This is a genomic window from Methylobacterium marchantiae, from assembly GCF_042679825.1.
Taxonomy (GTDB): domain Bacteria; phylum Pseudomonadota; class Alphaproteobacteria; order Rhizobiales; family Beijerinckiaceae; genus Methylobacterium; species Methylobacterium marchantiae.
In genome coordinates, this window is record NZ_JBHTND010000008.1 from 107,987 (window position 1) to 128,304 (window position 20,318).

At 65.2% G+C, this 20,318-nt stretch carries 16 protein-coding genes and 2 pseudogenes; 9 read left to right on the plus strand and 9 right to left on the minus strand.

What is annotated here, in order from left to right; all coding sequences use genetic code 11:
• Positions 1-143: 143 nt before the first annotated feature.
• The 3 genes from ACFQ4G_RS08130 to tesB all read right to left on the minus strand — a co-directional run bounded on the left by ACFQ4G_RS08130 (position 144) and on the right by tesB (position 3,231).
• Positions 144-1,649 carry an ammonium transporter gene (locus ACFQ4G_RS08130; protein WP_238205445.1) on the minus strand — a complete coding sequence of 502 codons (1,506 nt, stop codon included), beginning with the start codon at positions 1,647-1,649 and terminating at the stop codon, positions 144-146.
• A gap of 88 nt (positions 1,650-1,737) precedes the next feature.
• Entirely contained in the window at positions 1,738-2,076 is a 339-nt protein-coding gene (locus ACFQ4G_RS08135) for a P-II family nitrogen regulator (protein WP_027172523.1), read from the minus strand.
• A 273-nt stretch (positions 2,077-2,349) separates the two neighbouring features.
• The gene (tesB, locus tag ACFQ4G_RS08140) at positions 2,350-3,231 is read right to left on the minus strand and encodes an acyl-CoA thioesterase II (RefSeq protein ID WP_238205446.1); all 882 of its coding nucleotides are present in this window, start codon (positions 3,229-3,231) and stop codon (positions 2,350-2,352) included.
• Positions 3,232-3,482: 251 nt separating this feature from the next.
• On the opposite strand from tesB, the gene ACFQ4G_RS08145 reads away from it, so the two are divergent.
• Entirely contained in the window at positions 3,483-4,733 is a 1,251-nt protein-coding gene (locus tag ACFQ4G_RS08145; RefSeq protein ID WP_238205447.1) for an FAD-dependent monooxygenase, read from the plus strand.
• 21 nt (positions 4,734-4,754) lie between these two features.
• Here the strand turns inward: ACFQ4G_RS08145 and ppa are convergent, their stop codons facing one another.
• The 3 genes from ppa to ACFQ4G_RS08160 all read right to left on the minus strand — a co-directional run bounded on the left by ppa (position 4,755) and on the right by ACFQ4G_RS08160 (position 6,455).
• Positions 4,755-5,291 (minus strand): inorganic diphosphatase, encoded by a 537-nt coding sequence (gene ppa, locus ACFQ4G_RS08150; RefSeq protein ID WP_238205449.1) that lies wholly within the window; start codon positions 5,289-5,291, stop codon positions 4,755-4,757.
• Between the two features lie 192 nt (positions 5,292-5,483).
• Positions 5,484-5,825, minus strand: coding sequence for a hypothetical protein (locus tag ACFQ4G_RS08155; RefSeq protein WP_238205450.1), 342 nt, complete (start codon positions 5,823-5,825; stop codon positions 5,484-5,486).
• Positions 5,826-5,948: 123 nt separating this feature from the next.
• Positions 5,949-6,455 carry a GNAT family N-acetyltransferase gene (locus ACFQ4G_RS08160; protein ID WP_238205452.1) on the minus strand — a complete coding sequence of 169 codons (507 nt, stop codon included), beginning with the start codon at positions 6,453-6,455 and terminating at the stop codon, positions 5,949-5,951.
• 205 nt (positions 6,456-6,660) lie between these two features.
• Here ACFQ4G_RS08160 and ACFQ4G_RS08165 point away from each other — a divergent pair, with 205 nt between their 5' ends.
• Complete coding sequence (locus ACFQ4G_RS08165) at positions 6,661-7,386, plus strand: fused DSP-PTPase phosphatase/NAD kinase-like protein (protein WP_238205453.1); 726 nt, start codon at positions 6,661-6,663, stop codon at positions 7,384-7,386.
• A gap of 4 nt (positions 7,387-7,390) precedes the next feature.
• On the opposite strand, the gene ACFQ4G_RS08170 is transcribed toward ACFQ4G_RS08165, so the two are convergent.
• On the minus strand, positions 7,391-8,248 hold the full coding sequence (locus tag ACFQ4G_RS08170) for a prephenate dehydratase (RefSeq protein ID WP_238205454.1): 858 nt from the start codon (positions 8,246-8,248) through the stop codon (positions 7,391-7,393).
• A gap of 18 nt (positions 8,249-8,266) precedes the next feature.
• On the minus strand, positions 8,267-9,010 hold the full coding sequence (locus ACFQ4G_RS08175; protein WP_238205455.1) for a 3-deoxy-manno-octulosonate cytidylyltransferase: 744 nt from the start codon (positions 9,008-9,010) through the stop codon (positions 8,267-8,269).
• Between the two features lie 241 nt (positions 9,011-9,251).
• On the opposite strand from ACFQ4G_RS08175, the pseudogene ACFQ4G_RS08180 reads away from it, so the two are divergent.
• The 7 genes and pseudogenes from ACFQ4G_RS08180 to ACFQ4G_RS08210 all read left to right on the plus strand — a co-directional run.
• Positions 9,252-9,899: pseudogene (locus ACFQ4G_RS08180) on the plus strand (c-type cytochrome); the annotation flags it as partial.
• Between the two features lie 446 nt (positions 9,900-10,345).
• Positions 10,346-11,611 (plus strand): alpha-hydroxy acid oxidase, encoded by a 1,266-nt coding sequence (locus ACFQ4G_RS08185; protein WP_379040046.1) that lies wholly within the window; start codon positions 10,346-10,348, stop codon positions 11,609-11,611.
• A gap of 150 nt (positions 11,612-11,761) precedes the next feature.
• On the plus strand, positions 11,762-13,630 hold the full coding sequence (locus ACFQ4G_RS08190) for an extracellular solute-binding protein (protein ID WP_238205458.1): 1,869 nt from the start codon (positions 11,762-11,764) through the stop codon (positions 13,628-13,630).
• A complete protein-coding gene (locus tag ACFQ4G_RS08195; protein ID WP_238205562.1) occupies positions 13,627-15,489 on the plus strand; it encodes an extracellular solute-binding protein in 1,863 nt (620 codons plus the stop codon). Before ACFQ4G_RS08190 ends, ACFQ4G_RS08195 begins: the two co-directional genes overlap by 4 nt.
• A 9-nt stretch (positions 15,490-15,498) precedes the next feature.
• Positions 15,499-16,605: a microcin C ABC transporter permease YejB gene (locus ACFQ4G_RS08200; RefSeq protein ID WP_238205459.1), complete on the plus strand. Its 1,107-nt coding sequence runs from the start codon at positions 15,499-15,501 to the stop codon at positions 16,603-16,605.
• Positions 16,602-17,105, plus strand: a complete 504-nt coding sequence (locus ACFQ4G_RS08205; RefSeq protein WP_238205461.1) for a GNAT family N-acetyltransferase — start codon at positions 16,602-16,604, stop codon at positions 17,103-17,105. The genes ACFQ4G_RS08200 and ACFQ4G_RS08205 overlap by 4 nt, the downstream gene beginning before the upstream one ends.
• 36 nt (positions 17,106-17,141) lie before the next feature.
• Positions 17,142-18,088: pseudogene (locus tag ACFQ4G_RS08210) on the plus strand (alpha/beta fold hydrolase).
• A 129-nt stretch (positions 18,089-18,217) separates the two neighbouring features.
• Here the strand turns inward: ACFQ4G_RS08210 and ACFQ4G_RS08215 are convergent.
• A complete protein-coding gene (locus tag ACFQ4G_RS08215) occupies positions 18,218-20,302 on the minus strand; it encodes a hypothetical protein (RefSeq protein WP_238205463.1) in 2,085 nt (694 codons plus the stop codon).
• Positions 20,303-20,318 lie beyond the last annotated feature (16 nt).

Here is a 20,318-nt window from a genome sequence, read left to right on the forward strand (position 1 = left end):
GCTGCGGCCGAGCGCCGGAAAAACGCTATCTCGGAGAGAGGATCTCGAGATTTGCGACGGATCCCGGATCCAGATGTGAAAAAGGCCCCGGTCGACGAGCGACCGGGGCCCCCTGCCGAAGCAGGACCGCGTTTGAGGCGATCTCAGTAGTTGTAGGCACGCTCGCCGTGGTCGGCGATGTCGAGGCCTTCGCGCTCTTCGTCCTGGGTTACGCGCAGACCGATGGTCAGGTCGACGAGCTTGTACAGGATGGCCGAGCCGATACCCGACCACAGGATGGTGAAGCCCACCGCCTTGGCCTGGGCCAGCATCTGCGTGGCCATATCGTACGTACCGACGGCGAGCTCACCGGGCTTGCTGGTGTAGTCGGGCAGGCCGACGCCGCCGAAATCCTGGCTGACCAGAAGGCCGGTGGCCAGGGCGCCGAGAATGCCGCCGATGCAGTGCACGCCGAACACATCAAGGGAGTCGTCGTAGCCGAGCGCGTTCTTCACCGTGGAGCACATGATGAAGCAGACGGCGCCAGCGACGAGGCCGAGGACGATCGAACCCATCGGACCGGCGAAACCGGCGGCGGGCGTGACGGCGACGAGGCCGGCAATGGCGCCCGAGAGCATACCGAGGAGCGAGGGCTTGCCCTTCAGCATCCACTCGACGAACAGCCAGGAGACGGCGGCCGCGGCGGTGGCGACGAAGGTGTTGATCATGGCCAGACCCGCGGAGCCGTTGGCCTCGAGGTTCGAACCGGCGTTGAAGCCGAACCAGCCGACCCAGAGAAGCGAGGCGCCGATGGTGGTCATGGTCAGCGAGTGCGGGGCGAGCAGGTCACGGCCGTAGCCGATGCGCTTGCCGAGCATCAGGCAGCCGACGAAGCCGGCGATGCCCGCATTGATGTGCACGACGGTACCGCCGGCGAAGTCGAGTGCGCCCCACTTGAAGATCATGCCGGCATCGGCATTGACCGCATCGAGCGCTGCCTGTGCCGTCGCCTTGGACGCATCGTCCGTGGCCGCTGCGAGCGCCTTGGCGGCGTCGCCGACGAGATCTGGGCCACCCCAGTACCAGACCATGTGGGCCATCGGGAAGTAGATCAGCGTGACCCACAGCACCGAGAACACAAGCAGGGCCGAGAACTTCATACGCTCGGCGAAGGCACCGACGATCAGGCCGGGGGTGATCATCGCGAACGTCATCTGGAAGCAGATGTAGACGTATTCGGGAATGACGACGCCGTTGGAGAAGGTCGCCACGGTGGTGGACGGATCGACGCCCTTCAGGAACACCTTGGAGAAGCCGCCGACGAAGTCGTTGAGACCGCCGCCATTGGTGAAGGCCATGCTATAGCCGAAGGCGACCCACAGCAGGCAGACGATGGACGCGATGGCGAAGACCTGCGTCAGGACCGAGAGCATGTTCTTGGTGCGGACGAGTCCGCCATAGAAGAGTGCGAGGCCGGGCACGGTCATCAGCAGCACGAGGACAGCAGAGACCATCATCCAGGCGGTGTCGCCCTTGTTGGGAACCGGTGCGGCAGCGGCCGGGGCCGCGACGACTTCTGGGGTCGGCGACTGTGCGAGGGATGGCTCGATGAACAGGAGCGCCAGCGCGGCGCCTCCCATTCCGAGCGCCAGGGCATTGCGAAGTTTCATGGAAACGGAACTCCCGGTCGCGGTGCGATGGTGATGTGATGGAGGGAAGAGGATGCGGGCCGGAGCATCGTCCAGCCGAGGCGGTTGATCAGAGCGCGTCGACGTCGGTCTCGCCGGTGCGGATACGGACAGCCTTTTCCAGCGGCACGACGAAGATCTTTCCGTCACCGATCTGGCCCGTGCGGGCGGCGGCGGCGATGGCGTCGATGACGCTGCTGGTGAGATCGGCCGCGACGGCGACTTCGATCTTCAGCTTGGGCAGAAAGCTCACGGCATATTCGGCGCCGCGGTAGATCTCGGTATGGCCCTTCTGACGACCGTAACCCTTGACCTCGGTCACCGTGAGGCCGTGGACGCCAATACCGGTCAGGGCGTCCCTGACCTCCTCGAGCTTGAACGGCTTGATGATAGCCATCACGATTTTCATGGGCGGCGCCCCCTTTGTTCTGGATGCCCCGGTCACTGGCCCGATCTGCGTCGCGGCACGGCTATCCGGAATTTTTCGCACCGGTCGGAATGACCAAGCGATCGCCACCCATCATTCAAGGACTATGCCAACGGGAACTTTTTCTCCTCCGGCTTTCTGCACACAAAGTGATCGATCACTGATGCGTGATCAGGCGAGTTTCCTGCCAAGTTTGCACAATAAGTAGTCATTCAGACGATATTGTGAGCATTTTGGTAGAGCTTAAAGCAAAGCTCATCGAGCCGGTGTGGCGATTTCTTCAATTGGGCGGATCAGCCCTTCCTGGGCGACCGAAGCCACGAGCCGTCCGTCCTGCGTGAAGATCGATCCCCTGGCGAATCCGCGTGCTCCGGAGGCAGTCGGGCTCTCCTGAGCGTAGAGCAGCCATTCGTCGGCCCGGAAGGCTCGATGGAACCAGAGGGCGTGATCGAGGCTGGCGGATTGAATCGTTGGATCGAACACGGTCCTGCCGTGGGGGATCAGCGTCGCGTCAAGGAGCATCAGGTCGGAAGCATAGGCGAGGACGGCACGATGTACGGCGGGATCGTTCGGCAAGCGTGATCCTGCCCGAAACCAGACATGGAAACGGGGCTCGCGCGGTTCTCGCGACATGTATCGCTGCACCTCGACCGGCCGCAGCTCGATCGGCGTCTTGCGTCCGAGATAGGCCCGCATGGCGACGGGGATTGACGGCCCTGCTTCCGCGGCGAGCGTCGGTGCATCCGATAAGGCTTCCGGTGGCGGGACTTCGGGCATGGCGACCTGATGAAAGACCCCCTCCTCCTCGTCGTGGAAGGAAGCCGACATGGCGAAGATCGCCCGCCCGTGCTGGTGGGCCACCACCCGCCGCGTCGCGAAGCTGCGTCCGTCGCGGATGCGTTCGACCGCGTAATCGATCGGCCCGGTCGGATCACCGCCGAAAATGAAATAGGCATGAAGGGAATGGGGTGGCCGGCTGCCGTCCACCGTCCGCGATGCAGCGACCAGCGCCTGTCCCAGGACCTGACCTCCGAAGACCCGGAACCACCCGGTCTGGATGCTCTGCCCCCGAAACAGGTCGTCGTCGAGCGGGGCGAGGTCGAGGCAGGCGAGGAGTTCGTCGACGGATCCGGTCATGCGGGCCTTTCGCCGGTCAGGTGCATCATGCGTTTCGGACAACGGCATCGCCATAGCGCGATGGATCACGCAAGGCACCCTTGTCGGGACCGGCCGCGCCGAATCCGAGCATGCGTGCCGATTTGTGCATTCATGCGTTGCCTATGGCGGTTCCTGATGCCACGTCGAATCCCGAGCGACCGCAGCCGACACAGAGTGGCGTGGGATGAAGAGGTGATGGGGTGAAGAGCACGAGCCGATCGACTGAGGGGTTGGCGCGCCGCAAAATTGTGGTCGCCGGCGGCGGTATTCCCGGCCTCAGTCTGGCGCTGGCGTTGCGGCAGGCCCACGGCGACGCCCTCGACGTCACCGTCTGCGACCCGGGACTTGGTATGTCCGCTCTGCGCCACAGGGGCCGGGCCTTCGCGGTGGCGGCTGGCGGCCGACGGATGCTGACGCGTTTGGGAGTGTGGAGCGAGATCTCCCATGCGGCCGGGCCGATCCTGGACATGGCGATCAGCGACAGCCGGCTGAGAGATCCGGTCCGGCCCGTCTTCCTCACTTTCGGGCCGGATGGGGCGAGCGAAGGACAGGTTGCGGGCGAACCTTTCGGCCACATGGTCGAGGCTGAGTTCCTGGTGGAAGCCTTGTTGGCGGCGGCGGGAGCCTGCGGCGTCGTGCTGGAGCAGGTTGGTATCCGCCATGCGCTACCGGAGACCCGTAGCATCGCCATTGCTCTGTCCGATGGGCGCGCGGCGAGCGCATCCCTGCTCGTGGCTGCGGATGGCGCGAAGTCCCGCCTGCGCGAGGCCGCGGGGATCGGCTGGGTCGGCCGTTCCTATCCGCAGATGGGGATCGTCGCGACCCTCGGGCACGAGCGACCGCATGGTGGCCGCGCCTATGAGCATTTCCTGCCGAGTGGTCCGTTCGCGACGCTGCCCCTGGTCGATGGCGGCGCGCTGGGTCACCGCTCCTCCATCGTCTGGACGGAAAAGGCGGCGGATGTCGATGCACTGATCGGCGGGAGCCGGGACGAAACCCTCGCCGAGATCGAGCGCCGGTTCGGGCTCAATCTCGGACGTCTCGTCATCGAGGATGGGCCGAGCGCTCATCCGCTCTCCCTCGGTATCGCGCGAAGCTTCCGGGCCGAGCGTCTCGCGCTGCTTGGGGATGCCGCGCACGTCATCCATCCCATTGCCGGCCAGGGGCTCAATCTCGGTCTTGCCGACGCCGCCGCCCTGGCGGAGGAAATCACGGAGGCGCTGCGGCTCGGCCTCGATCCGGGGTCGAACGAGGTCTTGCAGCGTTACGAACGTAGTCGCCGCTTCGACACCTTCGCCATGGCGACCGTCACCGACGGCCTCAACCGATTGTTCTCGAACGACGTCCTGCCGGTACGCCTCGCCCGCGATCTCGGTCTCGGGCTGGTCGACCGACTACCCGGATTGAAGACGTTCTTCATCGGTGAGGCCTCGGCGTCGCGGAGAGCCTCACCCCGGCTGTTGCGGGGAGAAGCCCTGTAGGGGGTCCGTAGAAGACCGGCTTTAAGCTTTCTCTGCCTTGGCCCGCTCGATCCCCTCGAGGATCAGGCGGTGCGCCTCGGCCTTGTCGCCCCAGCGCTTGATCTTCACCCACTTGCCGGGCTCGAGATCCTTGTAATGCTCGAAGAAGTGCTGGATCTGCTGGATCGTGATCTCCGGCAGATCGGTATAGTTCTCGATCCGGTTGTAGCGCATCGTCAGGTGACGGGACGGCACCGCGATGATCTTCTCGTCCTCGCCAGCATTGTCCTCCATCACCAGGACGCCGACCGGACGAACGCTGATGATCGCACCCGGAGCGATGGCGCGGGTGTTGGCGACGAGGACGTCGCAAGGGTCGCCGTCGCCCGACAGGGTATGGGGGATGAAGCCGTAATTTCCCGGATAATGCATCGCGGTGTAGAGAAAGCGGTCGACGACCAGGGCGCCGGATTCCTTGTCCATCTCGTACTTGATCGGATCACCGCCGATCGGCACCTCGATGATGACGTTGACGTCCTCTGGCGGGTTCTTTCCGATCGAGACAGAATCGATGATCATGGGGTCCTCTCCCAGCCTGCAGCAACCTTGAGCGCTGTTTCCGCGTCTCTTAAATCCCTTCCGACATAAAGGAAATCGGCCGCGGTATGATGCGTTGAGCTTTTGCCGGAAACGTAACATGGAGGCGGCGGTACCGAAACGACAACGCCGTTCTGGCGGCCATATCCGCCGTCGACAACGCTCCGCCCCGCGTCAGGATTTCTCGTTACGTGAGCCGAACCAGCGGTTCCAGATCCTCTCGCACCAGCGAGCGGCGCGTTCGAGCGGGATCTTCAGGAAAGGGACGTCCTGACTGAGGAGAGCCAGACCCACCGGCAGCATCCATAGCCCGAGCACGGGCAGGATAGAGAAGATCCCGCCGAGAATGAACAGGATCGCCGCGCCGATGCGCAGCCAGCGGCGGGACGGCACCCGAAGCCACTCGATCCCGCGCCGTATCCTGTCAGGAAGTTTCTCGGTGAGGCGGGTGACCCGTTCGTCCCAATCCTCCGCCGTACAATCCTGACGGGATGCATCATGCGGGCTGGCGGTCATTCTAGTCCTTGATCCAATTCGTGAAGCGGCGCGTTCCCGGCATATGGGGACGCGCCGCACCGAGATCAGGTCGTCAGACGTTGGTAATCCCCGAGGTGGTCGCAGAGCGCGACCTGCCAGGCCTCACTCGAAACGGTACGCCACTTTGGGAAGGACAGCGCCGGCCATGCGGTCGACCGCTTCTGCGACGCGCTTGCCGCCGAGGCCGGCATAGAAACCGCAGGCGCGCTCGTTGCCCGAAAGCGTCCAGACTCCGACCCGCGTCAGGCCGTGATCGGCGAGATCGTTGCGGATCGCGCGGAACAGCCGCCGGCCGAGGCCCAGCCCCTGATGGGCCGGCAGGATGTAGAGTTCGTCGACCTCTCCCGAAGCCTTGAGGGCACTCCCCCTCGCCTGCCCGTAGATCGCGTATCCCACCACTTCGTCAGCAGTCTCGACGACGACCAGGGGGCGGTTACGCTGCGCCGCGCCGAGCCACCATTGCGAGGAGCGCTGGGAGATCATCCGTTCCAGGGAGATGCCGGGGATGATGCCCCGATAGGCCTCCCGCCACGCTTCGTCGAACACGTCACTCAACCGATCGGCGTCTCCCGAGCGGGCGCGGCGAATGCTGGTGGTACTCGTTCTCATGACTGTCCCTGCGCGCGTTGGAAACGGGAACGATCTCGCATCGAAATGGACGATGCGGGCATGATGAAGGCAAGCCGGATGCCGAGTTGTAAAAGGCGACTTCCAAAGGCTTGCGCGGGCCAATCGGGCCCCACGCGTTTGCCCGGCGCTCCCTCGGCTGTTAGAGCCGCGTCATTCCCCTCTCGACCGGTCCTTGCCGCCACCCGTGTTCAACAGATTCATCAAGCCCGAGATCCGCTACGCACGGCGTATGGCGCGGATCGCCCGGTTCGAGCAGCCGATCGCCGGTCGCGGCGCGCGCATGCGGGCCTGGGCGAACATGCTGCTCGTGGATCACGGCGTGTTCCGATTGGCCTATCTCAACCGGCACAAGGTCGGCACCGGCAAGATCTGGCGCTCGGCCCAGCCGACGCCGCACCAACTGGCGTGGTTCCGACGCCAGGGCGTTCGCACGGTGATCTCCCTGCGCGGCGGACGCGAGCACGGCTCCTGGCCGCTTCAGCGCGAAGCTTGCGTACAGCAAGGGTTGGAACTGGTGGAATTCGTGCTGCGCTCGCGCGAAGCGCCATCGAAGGAGACCATCCTCGGCGCCAAGGCCTTCTTCGACGGCGTGCAGTATCCGGCGGTGATGCATTGCAAATCAGGAGCGGATCGGGCGGGTCTCGGCGCCGCTCTCTTCCTCATCCTGCACGAGGGCATGCCCGTCTCCGAGGCGAGGGGGCAACTCTCGGCTCGCTACGGCCATTTCCGCTTCGCCAAGACCGGGATCCTCGACGCGTTCTTCGATCTCTACCTACGCGAGGGAGAGGCCAGGGGCATGGACTTCCTGACCTGGGTCGAGACCGTCTACGACCCGGAGGCGCTGAAACGCGACTTCAGGCCGGGCTTCTGGTCCGACCTTGTCGTCGATCGGGTGATCAAGCGGGAATAGTGCGCTATTCCGCCGCCAGCCGCGTCATCTCGCGGAACGGATGAGCCGGGTAGGTGCCGATGATCCGCAATTCGCGCGAGAAATAGGCAAGCTCGTCCAAGGCACGGGCGAGGCCTGGATCCTTTGGATGTCCGTCCACCTCGGCATAGAACTGCGTGGCCGAGAACTGGCCCTCCACCATGTAGCTCTCGAGCTTCGACATGTTAACGCCGTTGGTGGCAAAGCCTCCGAGCGCCTTGTAGAGCGCGGCTGGAATGTTGCGCACGCGGAAAATGAAGCTCGTCACCGTCGGCCCGAGATCCGGCGGGATCGGTACGGCATCGGGCGAGAACACTACGAAACGGGTGGTGTTGTGGCTCTCGTCCTCGACATCGCGCGCTAGGATGTCGAGCCCGTACACGCCGGCCGCCATGGCCGGGGCCAGGGCGCCGCGACTCGGATCGCCGGCCTCTGCCGCCTCGCGGGCCGCGCCCGCCGTATCGCCGGCCACCACCGCCTTGAGGCCGAGGCGCCGGATGATCTTTCGGCACTGGCCCAGGGCGTGGACATGGCTGTGCACCGTCCTGAGCGCCTCGATCGGCGTTCCGGGAAGCGCCATCAGTTGAAAATGGATCGGCAGAAAATGCTCGGCCACGATATGCAGGCCCGAGGTCGGAATGAGATGGTGGATGTCGGCGACGCGGCCGGCGATGGAATTCTCGATCGGGATCATCGCCAGGGCGGCGCGGCCGTCATTCACCGCGGCGAAAGCTTCCTCGAACGAGGCGCAGGGCAGCGTCGTCCAGTCTGGATAGGCCTGGGCGCAGATGATGTGCGAATTCGCGCCGGGCTCTCCCTGATAGGAGATCGTGGTGCTGGACATGGATTGAGGCCCGGTTCGTCAGTTGAGGCGCCGGGCCAGGAGCACGGCCCGCGCCCGCTCAAGGTCGGCCGGTGTGTCGACGCCGAGCGGCAGGTCGTCGACGATGATGGCGTCGATCCGCATGCCGGCTTCCAGCGCCCGCAATTGTTCCAGCTTCTCGCGGGTCTCGAGTTCGCCGGGCGGCAGCGACATGAAGCGGGCGAGCGCCCGGCGGCGATAGGCATAGAGGCCAATATGATGAAATAGCGGCCCCTCGCCCCAAGGGGCCTGCGCCCTGGTGAAGTAGAGCGCACGCAGGCGGTTCGGCCCGACATGATGGCCGACGAGCTTGACCACGTTGGGGTCATGCCGCTCCTCGTCGCGGGTGATGACGGCGCATAGCGTGGCGATATCCACCGCGCGATCGGCGAGCGGCGTGATCGCGGCACCGATGACGGCCGGGTCGATCGTCGGCAGATCTCCCTGCAGGTTCACCACGACGTCGTGATTACCCTGTGGATCGATGATCTCGAGGGCCTCGGCCAGTCGGTCGGATCCCGATGGGTGGTCCGGCCGGGTGAGAACCGCGAGGCCACCCACCCGCTCGATCGCATCGACGATCTCGTTGGTGTCGGTGGCGACGACCACGGGGCCGATGCCGGCCTCTACGGCGCGGCGCCAGACATGCACGATCATCGGCTCGCCGGCGATGTCGGCGATCGGTTTGCCGGGCAGCCGGGTGGCCGCCATGCGTGCGGGGATCAGGACGAGGGGATCTGACATCGACCGGCGGATTTATCCAGCAAGCGGGCGGATTAGCAGGGGCGATGCAGGTTGTCATCGTCGCCCGGATGCCACGCCGCGTGACAGCTTTGCCTCTGCGACTACGCGACCGACGACTCCGCCATTGTCAAGGTCGGTCCAGTACCGCTATTCACCCTCGAACATTTCCAGAGTCCGGGGCACCTGCTCGCCGGGCCTCGCCTGCCGCCGAAACCGGCGGACGCCCCCGGAGTTGTCGAGAATGGACTCTTTCGAGCTGAACAAGGTCGCGGGCGCCGTACTCGGCACCCTCCTTCTGGCCCTGGGTTCCGGGTTCGTCGCAGAACTGATCTACTCTCCGAAGCCGGCGGGAAGTGCCGGTTACGCGCTGCCCGAGCCACAGCCGGAAGCGGCCGGCGGGGCGGCTCCCGCCGCCGCCAAAGCGGAGCCTCTTCCGATTCGCCTTGCGAGCGCCAGCGTCGAGAAGGGTACGAGCGCCGCCAAGAAATGCGCAGCCTGTCACAGTTTCGAGAAGGGCGGTCCTAACAAGGTCGGTCCTCACCTGTGGGGCGTCGTCGATCGTCAGCGCGCCCATGAGGGTGGTTTCGAATATTCCGCGGCCCTGAAGGAGAAGGGCGGCACCTGGACCTATGACGAGCTCGACCACTTCCTCGCCAATCCGAAAGGTTATGTGCCTGGCACCAAGATGGCCTTCGCTGGGATACAGGCCCCGCAGGAACGCGCCGACGTGATCGCCTATCTGCGTTCGCTCGCGGATGCACCCGCTCCCCTCCCGACTGTGGAGAAGGCTGCGGCGGCCGAGGACAAACCTGCGGACGCCAAACCTGCTGAGCAGAAGCCTGCGGATCAGAAGGCTTCCGACGGGAAGCCCGCCGAGGCACCGGCAGAGAAGCCAGCGCAATAGTCGCTGCGCGCAGTCGGAGTCTGCCCTTTCACGAATCCTCGAACAGGCCGGGCATCGCCCGGCCTTCTTCGTTTCAAACGCTGCTTTTCTCGGAGGTGTCGCGACTGGCCGTACGACCATGTTGCGGTGCCGCAACAAGTTCCAACTCGCATCTCTGCTGTGACGGGATGTCAGCGTACATCGCGCCATCGTGAACCAATGGCGAACCATCCATCCCGCAAACCAATCCTTCGGGCGGCAGCCTAAGGGCGCAATTCGATAATAATACTGCACGAATCGGATGTTTCACGCGACTACTGTGAAATTTCGCCCCTGAAATAAGAATTATACCAGTTATTGCAATGCACAATGAAAATGGTGCAGGAAGGCGTACCTTTTCAAAGCAATTAAGAGCAGAACGAATGTCTAACGGGGTCGCTGGAAGGTACGGAATGGACGAACAGACGTCGATCCACCGCCGGAAACTGTTGGAGTTCTTTTCCGCCAGTCCCCTACTGGCCCCGAGCGCAGCCCGGGCTTTGGCCGGTATCGCGGCCTTTGGAACGACCGAGGCGGTGGCACAAAGCTACGATGTGCTTCGAGCGGCGCCCGTGATGAACGGCGATCTCATCGCCTCTCCGGCACAGGCCCTCAACGTATTCGACTTCGAGCCCGTAGCGAAGAAGGAATTGCCGCCGGCGCATTACGGCTATCTCGCCAGCGGCGTCGACGCCGACAAGACGCTGAAGGCCAACCGCGACGATTTCGACAAGATCCATGTCCGTGCCCGTCGCCTGATCGACGTCCGCAAGATCGACACGACCGTGAAGATATTCGGAGAGACCTGGGCGAGCCCGATCGCGCTGGCGCCCGTCAGCAGCGTGGGTGCCTTCCACCCCGAGGCCGAGGCTGCTGCCGCCCGCGCCTGCAAGGTGAAGGGCCACCAGATGATCCTGTCCACGGTGGGCAGCACCTCCATCGAGGATGTCATCAAGGAGCGTGGGGCCCCCGTCTGGTACATGCTCTACCCCACCGACGACTGGGCCGTGACCGAGAAGCTGGTGAAGCGGGCCGAGGCGGCGGGCGCCCCGGCCATCGTCCTGACCGTCGACCGGCAGGGCGGCCGCAACACCGAGACGCTTTTCCGCGAGCGCCGTTCCGACACCCGCACCTGTACCGATTGCCACACGCCGGGCTTCAAGAACGAAGTCAGCCGCAAGCCGATGTTCGACGACATCGACGTGTCGAAGGTGACGAACCTCTACGGCACCGGCATGACCTGGGATTACGTGAAGCGCCTGCGCGGCATCGTGAAGGGCAAGCTCGTGCTCAAGGGGATCATGACCCAAGAGGACGCCAAGATCGCCCTGACCCACGGCGTCGATGCGCTCATCGTCTCGAATCATGGCGGCCGCGCCGAGGAAAGCCTTCAATCGACCATCGGCGCGCTTCCGGAGGTGGTCGGAGCGGTGAACGGCAAGATCCCTGTCCTGATCGACGGCGGCTTCCGTCGTGGTACCGACGTGCTGAAGGCCCTGGCACTCGGCGCGACCGCCGTCTGTGTCGGCCGTCCCTACGTCTGGGGCCTCGCCGCATTCGGCCAGCCCGGCGTCGAGATGGTGCTCACCCTAATGCAGCGCGAGTTCGAGACGATCATGCGACAGGTCGGAGCCACGAAGCTCTCCGAGATCACGTCGAAGAGCGTCCGGATCGTCTGAGATCCTTCACCTGACGGATCCTCCGGTGCGTTCGACCGACGCGCCGGAGGGTTGTCCGCTTGGCGTGGCCTGTCCCGACGTCCTAGAAGGATATCCCGCCCGCGTCCTCGACGGCACGGGCAACGGAATTCGGGAGACAGCCGCCTCGTGATGCGAACAGCCCTGATCGGACGCTTTCTCGCTGCCTCCCTTGCGGTGGCCACCTTCGTCGGTGACGCGCGGGCCGCCGCCCAAGACGGAGGATGGGCGCACGCCCTCACGCTCATGGGTGAGCCGAAATACCCGGCGGGTTTCAAGCAGTTCGACTACGCGGATCCGAAGGCCCCCAAGGGCGGCCTCGTCCGCCTCGGCGCCCAGGGCGGCTTCGACAATTTCAACCTCGTCGTATCGGGCCTGAAGGGCGATCTCGAAGGCGGGGTCGCGCAGATCTACGATACGCTGATGACGGAATCCCTCGACGAGCCGTTCACCTCCTACGGGCTCCTCGCCGAAGGGGTGAAGCTCGCCGACGACTTTTCCTCGGTCACCTACCGCCTGCGCGAGAACGCCCGCTGGCACGATGGCAAGCCGATCACGCCTGAGGACGTGGTCTGGTCCTTCGAGACCCTGAAGGCCAACAGCCCGTTCTACGGCGCCTATTACCAGACCGTGACGAAGGGCGAGGTCTCGGGTCCACGCGAAGTGACCTTCACTTTCGCCGAGAAGGGCAATCGCGAACTGCCCCAGGTCCTCGGCCAGCTCCGCGTGCTGCCCAAGCACTGGTGGACGGGCAAGGATGCGGAAGGGCGCCAGCGCGACGCTACGCAGACCACACTCGAGATCCCCCTCGGCTCGGGCCCTTACCGCCTCGCCAAGTTCGAACCGGGCCGCAGCGTCACCTACGAGCGCGTGCCTGATTACTGGGGCGCCGACCTGCCGGTGAATGTCGGCCGCAACAACTTCGGCACGATGCGCAACGAGTACTTTCGCGATTCCACCGTGCTGATCGAGGCGCTGAAGGGTGACCTGTTCGACTTCCGAGCCGAGAACATCGCCCGCAATTGGGCCACGGCCTATGACGACTTCCCCGCCGTGAAGGAAGGCCGCCTGATCAAGGAGGAGTTTCCCGATCGCGGCAACGGCAACATGCAGGCCTTCGTCTTCAACACCCGCAAGGGCAAGTTCGCCGACGAGCGTGTCCGGCGCGCCTTCAATCTCGCCATGAACTTCGAGGAGATGAACCGGTCCCTGTTCTATGGACTCTACAAGCGGATCGATTCCTACTATTTCGGCTCCGAGCTCGCTTCCTCCGCCCTGCCCCAGGGTGAGGAGTTGGCGATCCTCGAAGGCGTGAAGGACAAGGTCCCGCCCTCCGTCTTCACCACTCCTTACGTGAACCCGATCAACGGCACGCCGGATGCCGTGCGCGCCAACCTGCGCGAGGCGGTGCGCCTGCTGAAGGAGGCCGGCTACGAGCTGCGCGACGGCCGGATGACCAACATCAAGAGCGGCGAACCGCTCACCGCTGAGTTTCTTGAGTTCCAGAGCGTGTTCGAGCGGGTGATCCTCCCGTTCTCGGCCCAGCTCAAGCTCATCGGCATTCAGACGTCACTGCGCGTCATCGATCAGGCGCAATACCAGAACCGGCTGCGCGCTTTCGATTTCGACATGACCACGAGTTCATGGCCCCAATCCCTCTCGCCCGGCAACGAGCAGCGTGAGTATTGGGGCTCGGCCACCGCCGACAAGCAGGGCTCGCGTAACCTGATCGGGATCAAGGACCCGGCCATCGACACGCTGATCGAGCAGGTGATCTACGCCAAGGACCGCCCCGGCGTGCTGGCTGCGACTCATGCCCTCGACCGGGTGTTGCTCGCCCATAACTACGTCGTACCGCAATGGGCGGCGAATGTGTCGAGGACCCTGCGCTGGAACCGGTTCGGGCACCCGGCGACCCTGCCGCTCTACGGCTCGTCCGGATTCCCGGCCACGTGGTGGTACGACGAGGCGCTGGCCGCCAAGACCGGGGCGCCCCGGTGACCGGCGCGCCGACCCGCCGGGACTTCGTCGTCGGGGCCGGCGCCCTCGGCATCGCCACAGCCCTGCCGAGGGCGGCTCACGCCGTCCTCGCCGGCCCGAGTCATGGAATGTCGAGCTTCGGCGAACTGAAATACGCGGCGGACTTCCCGCATTTCGCCTATGTCGACCCGACTGCCCCGCGCGGCGGCCGCTTCTCGGCGCAGCTTTCCTCAACCCTCGGCAATCAGGCAAGCGATACGTTCAACACGTTGAATGTCTACGTCCTGCGCGGCGACGGCGCGGCCGGAATGAACCTGACCTTCGATTCGCTGATGGTGCGGGCGCTGGACGAGCCTGACGCACTCTATGGCCTCGTCGCCCGCAACGTCGAGGCGAGCGAAGACGGTCTCACCTATCGCTTCGCCCTGCGCCCACAGGCGCGATTCCATGATGGTTCGCGTCTTACTGCCGCCGATGTCGCCTTCTCGCTGAACCTGTTGAAAGAGAAGGGGCATCCCGAGATCGCGCAGGTGATCCGAGACATGACGGAGGCCGTCGCAGAGGGCGACGAGATCGTCATCGTGCGTTTCGAGAAGGGCCGCAGCCGCGACCTGCCGCTCTTCGTTGCGACCCTGCCGATCTTCTCGAAGGCCTATTACGCCAATCGGGATTTTGAGGCTTCCACGCTTGAGCCGCCGAGAGGATCCGGCCCCTACAAGGTCGGTCGCCTCGAAGCGGGCCGCTTCATCGAGCTGGAGCGAGTGGCCGATTACTGGGCTGCGGAATTGCCGGTCACGGTCGGCCACAACAATTTCGACCAAATCCGCTACGAGTATTTTCGCGACCGCCAAGTGGCGTTCGAGGCATTCAAGAGCGGCATCTTCACCTTCCGCGAGGAATTCACCGCTCGCGTCTGGGCCACCGGTTACGACTTCCCCGCCTTTCGCGAGGGTCGCGTGCGCCAGGAAGTCGTGCCGGATGCGCGCCCCTCCGGCACGCAGGGCTGGTGGATGAACACCCGTCGGGAGGCCTTCCGCGACCGTCGCGTCCGCGAGGCTATCGGCTTGTGTTTCGATTTCCCCTGGGCGAACAGAAATCTGATGTTCAGCGCCTATATCCGAACGGCCTCGTTCTTCGAGAATTCGAACCTCAAAGCCACCGGCAAACCCTCGTCGGAAGAACTCGCCCTTCTCGAGCCCATGCGTGCCGACCTGCCCGACGAGGTCTTCGGCGAGGCTTGGCAACCGGCCCAATCGGACGGGTCTGGCCAGGATCGGGCGCTCCTCAGCCGCGCCGTGGCGCTCTTGCGCGAGGCGGGCTGCACCCGCGACGGCGGCACCATCAAGCTGCCGAACGGCAAACCCTTGGAGATCGAGTTCCTGGATGCCGACCCGGCCCTCGAGCCGCATACGCAATCCTTCATCCGCAATCTCGGCCTGATCGGGATCAGAGCGAGCATCCGGCGGGTGGACACGTCCCAATATCAATCACGCCTCAAGGATTTCGACTTCGACATCACCTCGCGCCGCTACGGCAGCGGCCCGACCCCCGGCCCTGAGCTGCGGCAGGTCTACGGCTCGGGCAGCGCGGCGACGCCGGGTTCGGACAACCTCGCCGGCGTATCGAGCCCTTCGGTGGATGCGCTGATCGGCCGGGTGCTCGATGCCTCGTCACGGGCCGACCTCATCGTCGCCGCTCGCGCCCTCGACCGCGTGCTGCGCTCGGGGCGCTACTGGATACCGATGTGGTACAAAGCGGATCACCGGCTCGCCCTGTGGGACGTCTACGGCCACCCTGCCCCGGGCCCGGCCTACGATCTCGGCGCGCCCGCGATCTGGTGGCACGATTCCGACAAGGCCCGGCGCATCGGCAGGAACTGAGGACCACACGTGCTCGCCTACATCCTGCGCCGCATCGCCCTCATGGTCCCGACGATCTTCGGGATCATGCTCATCACCTTCGTCATCGTGCAGTTCGCCCCCGGCGGCCCAGTGGAGCGCGTGCTGGCGCAGTTGCAGGGGCAGAGCGAAGGCAGCCTGTCCCGCGTCACCGGCGGTGCGGGCGATCTCGGTGGTGGCGGACGCAGCGCCGGCGGCGGTTCTGAGGCCAATTCGCGCTATCGTGGCGCGCAAGGTCTGGACCCGGCCTTCATCAAGAAGCTCGAACAGCAATTCGGCTTCGACAAGCCGGCGCCCGAGCGCTTCGCCAAGATGCTGTGGGACTACGCCACCTTCGATTTCGGCAAGAGCTACTTTCGCGATGTCTCGGTTCTGCAACTGATCCGCGAGCGCCTGCCGGTCTCGATCTCCCTCGGCCTCTGGATGACGCTCCTGTCCTACGCGATCTCGATTCCGCTCGGCATCCGCAAGGCGGTGAGGGACGGGTCGCGCTTCGACCTTTGGACATCGACCGTCGTCATCATCGGCTACGCCATCCCGAGCTTCCTGTTCGGCATCGCGCTCATCATTTTGTTCGCCGGCGGCTCGTTCCTGCAGGTCTTCCCGATCCGCGGGCTCACCAGCGAAGGCTGGGAGAGCTTCACACTTTGGGGCAAGATCGTCGATTACGCTTGGCACATGACGCTGCCGCTCACCGCCCTGGTGCTCGGCGCCTTTGCCACCTCGACGCTGCTCACCAAGAACTCGTTCCTCGACGAGATCCGCAAACAGTACGTGCTGACGGCGCGGATGAAGGGACTCACCGAGCGGCGCGTCCTCTACGGGCACGTCTTCCGCAACGCCATGCTGATCGTGGTGGCGGGCTTTCCCGGCGCCTTCATCTCGGCCTTCTTCGCCGGCTCCCTGCTGATCGAGACGATCTTCTCCCTGGACGGGCTCGGGCTCCTGTCCTTCACCTCCATCGTTGGGCGCGACTATCCGATCGTCTTCGCCACGCTCTACATCTTCTCGCTGATGGGGCTGGCGGTGAACCTACTCTCCGACCTGATCTACACCTGGATCGATCCGCGCATCGACTTCTCGGCGCGGGCGACATGACCAGCCTACCCCTGGTCATCCGGCCCGAGAGGCCGGGCGACATCGACGCCATCGACCGCCTCCATGCTCGCGCCTTTGGGCCGGGACGCTTCGCCCGCACCGCGTATCGCCTGCGCGAGGGCACTTTGCCGCTCGTCGAGCTCTGCTTCACTGCGCTGGTCGGCACCTACCTCGTCGGCTCCGTCCGTGTCGGCCCGGCCCAGGCGGGTGGTCTTCTCCTTGTTCTGGGACCGCTCACCGTCGACCCGAGTTTCGAGAAGCGCGGCATAGGCGGATCGCTGATGCAGGCGAGCCTCGATGCGGCGCGGGCCGGCGGCCACGGGCTCGTCGTGCTGGTGGGCGACGCGCCGTATTACCGGCGCTTCGGCTTCGTGCCGGTACCGCCCGGCCGCCTGTCGACTCCCGGTCCGGTGGATCCCTCGCGTTTTCTCTGGCTCGAACTCCGCCAGGGCGCCCTCGACACCGTATCGGGAAACGTCAGCGCTGTCCGTCCGCGTTGACCTCTCTGGCGCCAATCGGCGCCGCGGGAGCGATGAATGACGGGATCGAACCACTCCATCACACACCGGACGATCGGGGTGAACGGCGTCACGCTGCATGTGGCATCCGCCGGCAAGGGGCCGGCCCTCGTCCTGCTCCATGGCTGGCCGGAATTCTGGCTCACTTGGGAGCCGGTCATGCAGCGCCTCGCCGATCGGTTCGAACTGATCGTTCCCGATCTCAGGGGGTTCGGCGCCAGTGAGAAGCCGACTATCGAGCCATCGGACGAGGCCAGGGCGAAGGTTCATGCTGCGGATGTGGCGGGGCTTCTCGACGCCCTTGGGATCGAGCGCGCCGGGTTCGTCGGCCACGATGTCGGCGCTTATGTCGGGCAGGCGTTGGGGCGTCGCATACCGGAGCGTCTCACTGGGCTATTCTTCTTCGATTGCCCCTATCCTGGCATCGGCTCCCGCCTCGCGGCCCCGGAGATGCTGAGCGAGATCTGGTACCAGTCGTTCCACCTCAAGCCGTTCGCCGCCGCCACGGTCGGCGCATCGCGCGACTCCTGCCGATTGTATATCGGCCACTTCCTACGTCATTGGGCCGGCGGTAACCCAGCCGCTTTCGACGATGTGCTAGAAGAGTTCGTCGACAATTTCCTGGTCGCCGGTAACCTGCAGGGTGGCTTCAACTGGTATGTCAGCGCACAGGCCGGGCGGCTCGCCATGATCCGTGGCGAAGCGCCCGCATTGCCGACAATCTCCGTGCCGACCTGCATCCGCTGGGGCACGCGCGACCCCCTCTTCCCCTCTTTCCCTATGCCCGGACCGATCGTCTCGGCGAGACATTTTCGAATCTCGACCTCGCACCCTTCGAGGGCGTCGGTCACTTTCCGCACCGAGAGGCGCCGGATGATGCGGCGGCGGAGATAGCGCGATTCTTCGGGCGATTGATCGGGCGGACACCCGTTAATCGTCACATTCGTTGTCCCGGGTCCGCGTAGCGGAGCGCAAGATCCTGATCCGCCAACGGATTAGGATGAGGTGCATCGGCGGCTCTGGATTCCGGGTTCCGCTATGCGGCCCCGGACCGACGGTGCTCAGCTATCCAATCAGGATTGACGTCCGCGAACTTACGCGGCTCGCCCGCGCCGCCCTTCCACGAGCCACATCGCCAGCACTGCCCCGGCAAGAGCCACGAGCGCCCACAGCCCAAGCGCGAGGGGATAGACCTCGACACCGCGGATAACGGCGCTGTCGCTCGGGCGGAAGCCGATCCAGTCGGCTCCGGCGAGCCGCCCGCTGCGCAGGGATTGCAGGCGGGGCACGACGGTTCCGCCGCCGGCATCGGCCAAGCGACGGATCGAGCCACCCGTCCCTTCGGCCAGGGCCTTGAGGCGTTCCGTGTCGCTGAAGACGTCGGTGAGTTCACGCGGATTCGGTGGTCCGACGCTGACGAAGGCGATGAGCGAGCCCGAGCGCAGGGTATGCAGGCCGAGTTCCGTCGCCTCGAATGTCGTCGTGAACAGGCCGGGCTCGGCCGGGCTGAGACTCAGTGTCCGCTCCGGCCCGGTGGGCCCTTTCACGGTAACGGGTTCGGCGGTCTCCGCCATGGTCTGCCGCTCGACACGGACCTCCCGGCCATGCCCCGTCATCTGAGCCCGCAGGGTCTCCTCTTCGAGCGCCGGCTCCTTCATCAGCCAGTGACCCAGCCGGCGCAGGAGGTCGAGATAGGGGCCGCCTTCCTGGTAGCCACGCGCCCAGAGCCAAGCATGATCGGACAGAAGCAGGGCGACGCGGCCTTTTTCCTCCCGTGAAAGAGCCAGGAGCGGCAGGGCGTTCGGCCCCTGCAGGATCGGCTGCACACCGGCTTTTGTCTGGGCGGAGACGATACGGAGCCAGTCGCCCCAGGCCGGGGGCGACGCGTCGGAACCGGGTAGTGCGCGGGTAACGGGATGCCGCGTTCCAGTGCTCGTCAGAGTCGCCTTGTAAGGCTGTTCAACGACGCGCCCGTTGGGCTCGCCCGGCAGGATCTGCGAGAGCCGGGTACGCGACAGGCTCGCCGACGAGGCGAATTCCGGACCCGCCGCGATGAGGAGTGCGCCGCCATCCCTGACATAGCGGACGATGTTGTCAAAATAGGCCGAGGGCAGCACGCTCTGGTTGGCGTAGCGGTCGAAGATGATGAGGTCGAAATCCTTGATCTTCTGGACGAACAGTTCGCGCGTCGGGAAGGCGATGAGCGAGAGTTCGGAAATCGGCGTTCCATCCTGCTTCTCGGGCGGCCGCAGGATCGTGAAATGAACGAGATCGACGTTCGCGTCGGATTTCAGGAGGTTTCGCCAAGTGCGCTCGCCCTGGTGGGGCTCGCCCGAGACCAGCAGCACGCGCAGTTTCTCGCGTATACCCTCGATGGGCAGCACGGCGCGGTTATTGATGGTGGTCAGCTCGCCCGGCAAGGGCTCGACCTCGATCTCGACCACGTTGGGCCCGCCATGCTCGATCTTCGTCGTCAGGGAGAAGGGCTGGCCGGTGGGGAAGGTGCGGCGCCCGATCTCTTCGCCGTCCCGCCGCACCGTGACGGTGGCGCTCCCGGTGCCGCCTCGCTCCATCACCTCGGCACGGATGGTGAGATCGCGCCCGACGATGCCGAAGCGCGGCGCTTCGATCAGCTTGATCTGTCTGTCGCGCTCGTCCGGATGCCCGGTGACGAGGACATGGAGCGGCGCCTTGATGCCGAGTGCCGCGACGGAGGCGGGGATGTCGTGCACGACGCCGTCGGTGAGCATGACCACGCCTGCGAGCCGGTCGGGCGGCACGTCGGCCAGCGCCTGGGACAGGGCAGTGAACAGTTTCGTGCCGTCATCGCCGTCCTTGGCGTCGGGCACGTCGATGAAGCGCGGCTCGATATTGGTGAGTGCTCCGAAGCGCCGCTGCAATTCGGCGCGGACCGCATCGGTCATGGCAGGACGATCGCCGAGGGTCTGTGAGCCCGAGCGATCGACCACGATGGCGGCGATATCTTTGACCGGCTCCCGGTCCTCGCGCACCAGCGATGGGTTGGCGATGGCCAGCAGCACGAGCCCGAGAGCTACTGCCCGCAGGATCGCCGTGCGACCGCGAGCAGCGAAGGCGAGGACGATGAAGACGGCCACCAGCACACCGAAGCCGGTGATGACTGGCCACGGTATCAGGGGGGTGAAGCTCAGGCTCAGCATGGGCTGGCGACTTCCG

What these genes read in the sequence shown, in the direction of transcription:
- ACFQ4G_RS08130 (WP_238205445.1), bottom strand. Translation starts at nt 1,649, where the DNA reads ATGAAACTTCGCAATGCCCTGGCGCTCGGAATGGGAGGCGCCGCGCTG.
- ACFQ4G_RS08135 (WP_027172523.1), bottom strand. Translation starts at nt 2,076, where the DNA reads ATGAAAATCGTGATGGCTATCATCAAGCCGTTCAAGCTCGAGGAGGTC.
- tesB (WP_238205446.1), bottom strand. Translation starts at nt 3,231, where the DNA reads ATGACCGGATCCGTCGACGAACTCCTCGCCTGCCTCGACCTCGCCCCG.
- ppa (WP_238205449.1), bottom strand. Translation starts at nt 5,291, where the DNA reads ATGATCATCGATTCTGTCTCGATCGGAAAGAACCCGCCAGAGGACGTC.
- ACFQ4G_RS08155 (WP_238205450.1), bottom strand. Translation starts at nt 5,825, where the DNA reads ATGACCGCCAGCCCGCATGATGCATCCCGTCAGGATTGTACGGCGGAG.
- ACFQ4G_RS08160 (WP_238205452.1), bottom strand. Translation starts at nt 6,455, where the DNA reads ATGAGAACGAGTACCACCAGCATTCGCCGCGCCCGCTCGGGAGACGCC.
- ACFQ4G_RS08170 (WP_238205454.1), bottom strand. Translation starts at nt 8,248, where the DNA reads ATGTCCAGCACCACGATCTCCTATCAGGGAGAGCCCGGCGCGAATTCG.
- ACFQ4G_RS08175 (WP_238205455.1), bottom strand. Translation starts at nt 9,010, where the DNA reads ATGTCAGATCCCCTCGTCCTGATCCCCGCACGCATGGCGGCCACCCGG.
- ACFQ4G_RS08185 (WP_379040046.1), top strand. Translation starts at nt 10,346, where the DNA reads ATGGACGAACAGACGTCGATCCACCGCCGGAAACTGTTGGAGTTCTTT.
- ACFQ4G_RS08190 (WP_238205458.1), top strand. Translation starts at nt 11,762, where the DNA reads ATGCGAACAGCCCTGATCGGACGCTTTCTCGCTGCCTCCCTTGCGGTG.
- ACFQ4G_RS08205 (WP_238205461.1), top strand. Translation starts at nt 16,602, where the DNA reads ATGACCAGCCTACCCCTGGTCATCCGGCCCGAGAGGCCGGGCGACATC.
- ACFQ4G_RS08215 (WP_238205463.1), bottom strand. Translation starts at nt 20,302, where the DNA reads ATGCTGAGCCTGAGCTTCACCCCCCTGATACCGTGGCCAGTCATCACC.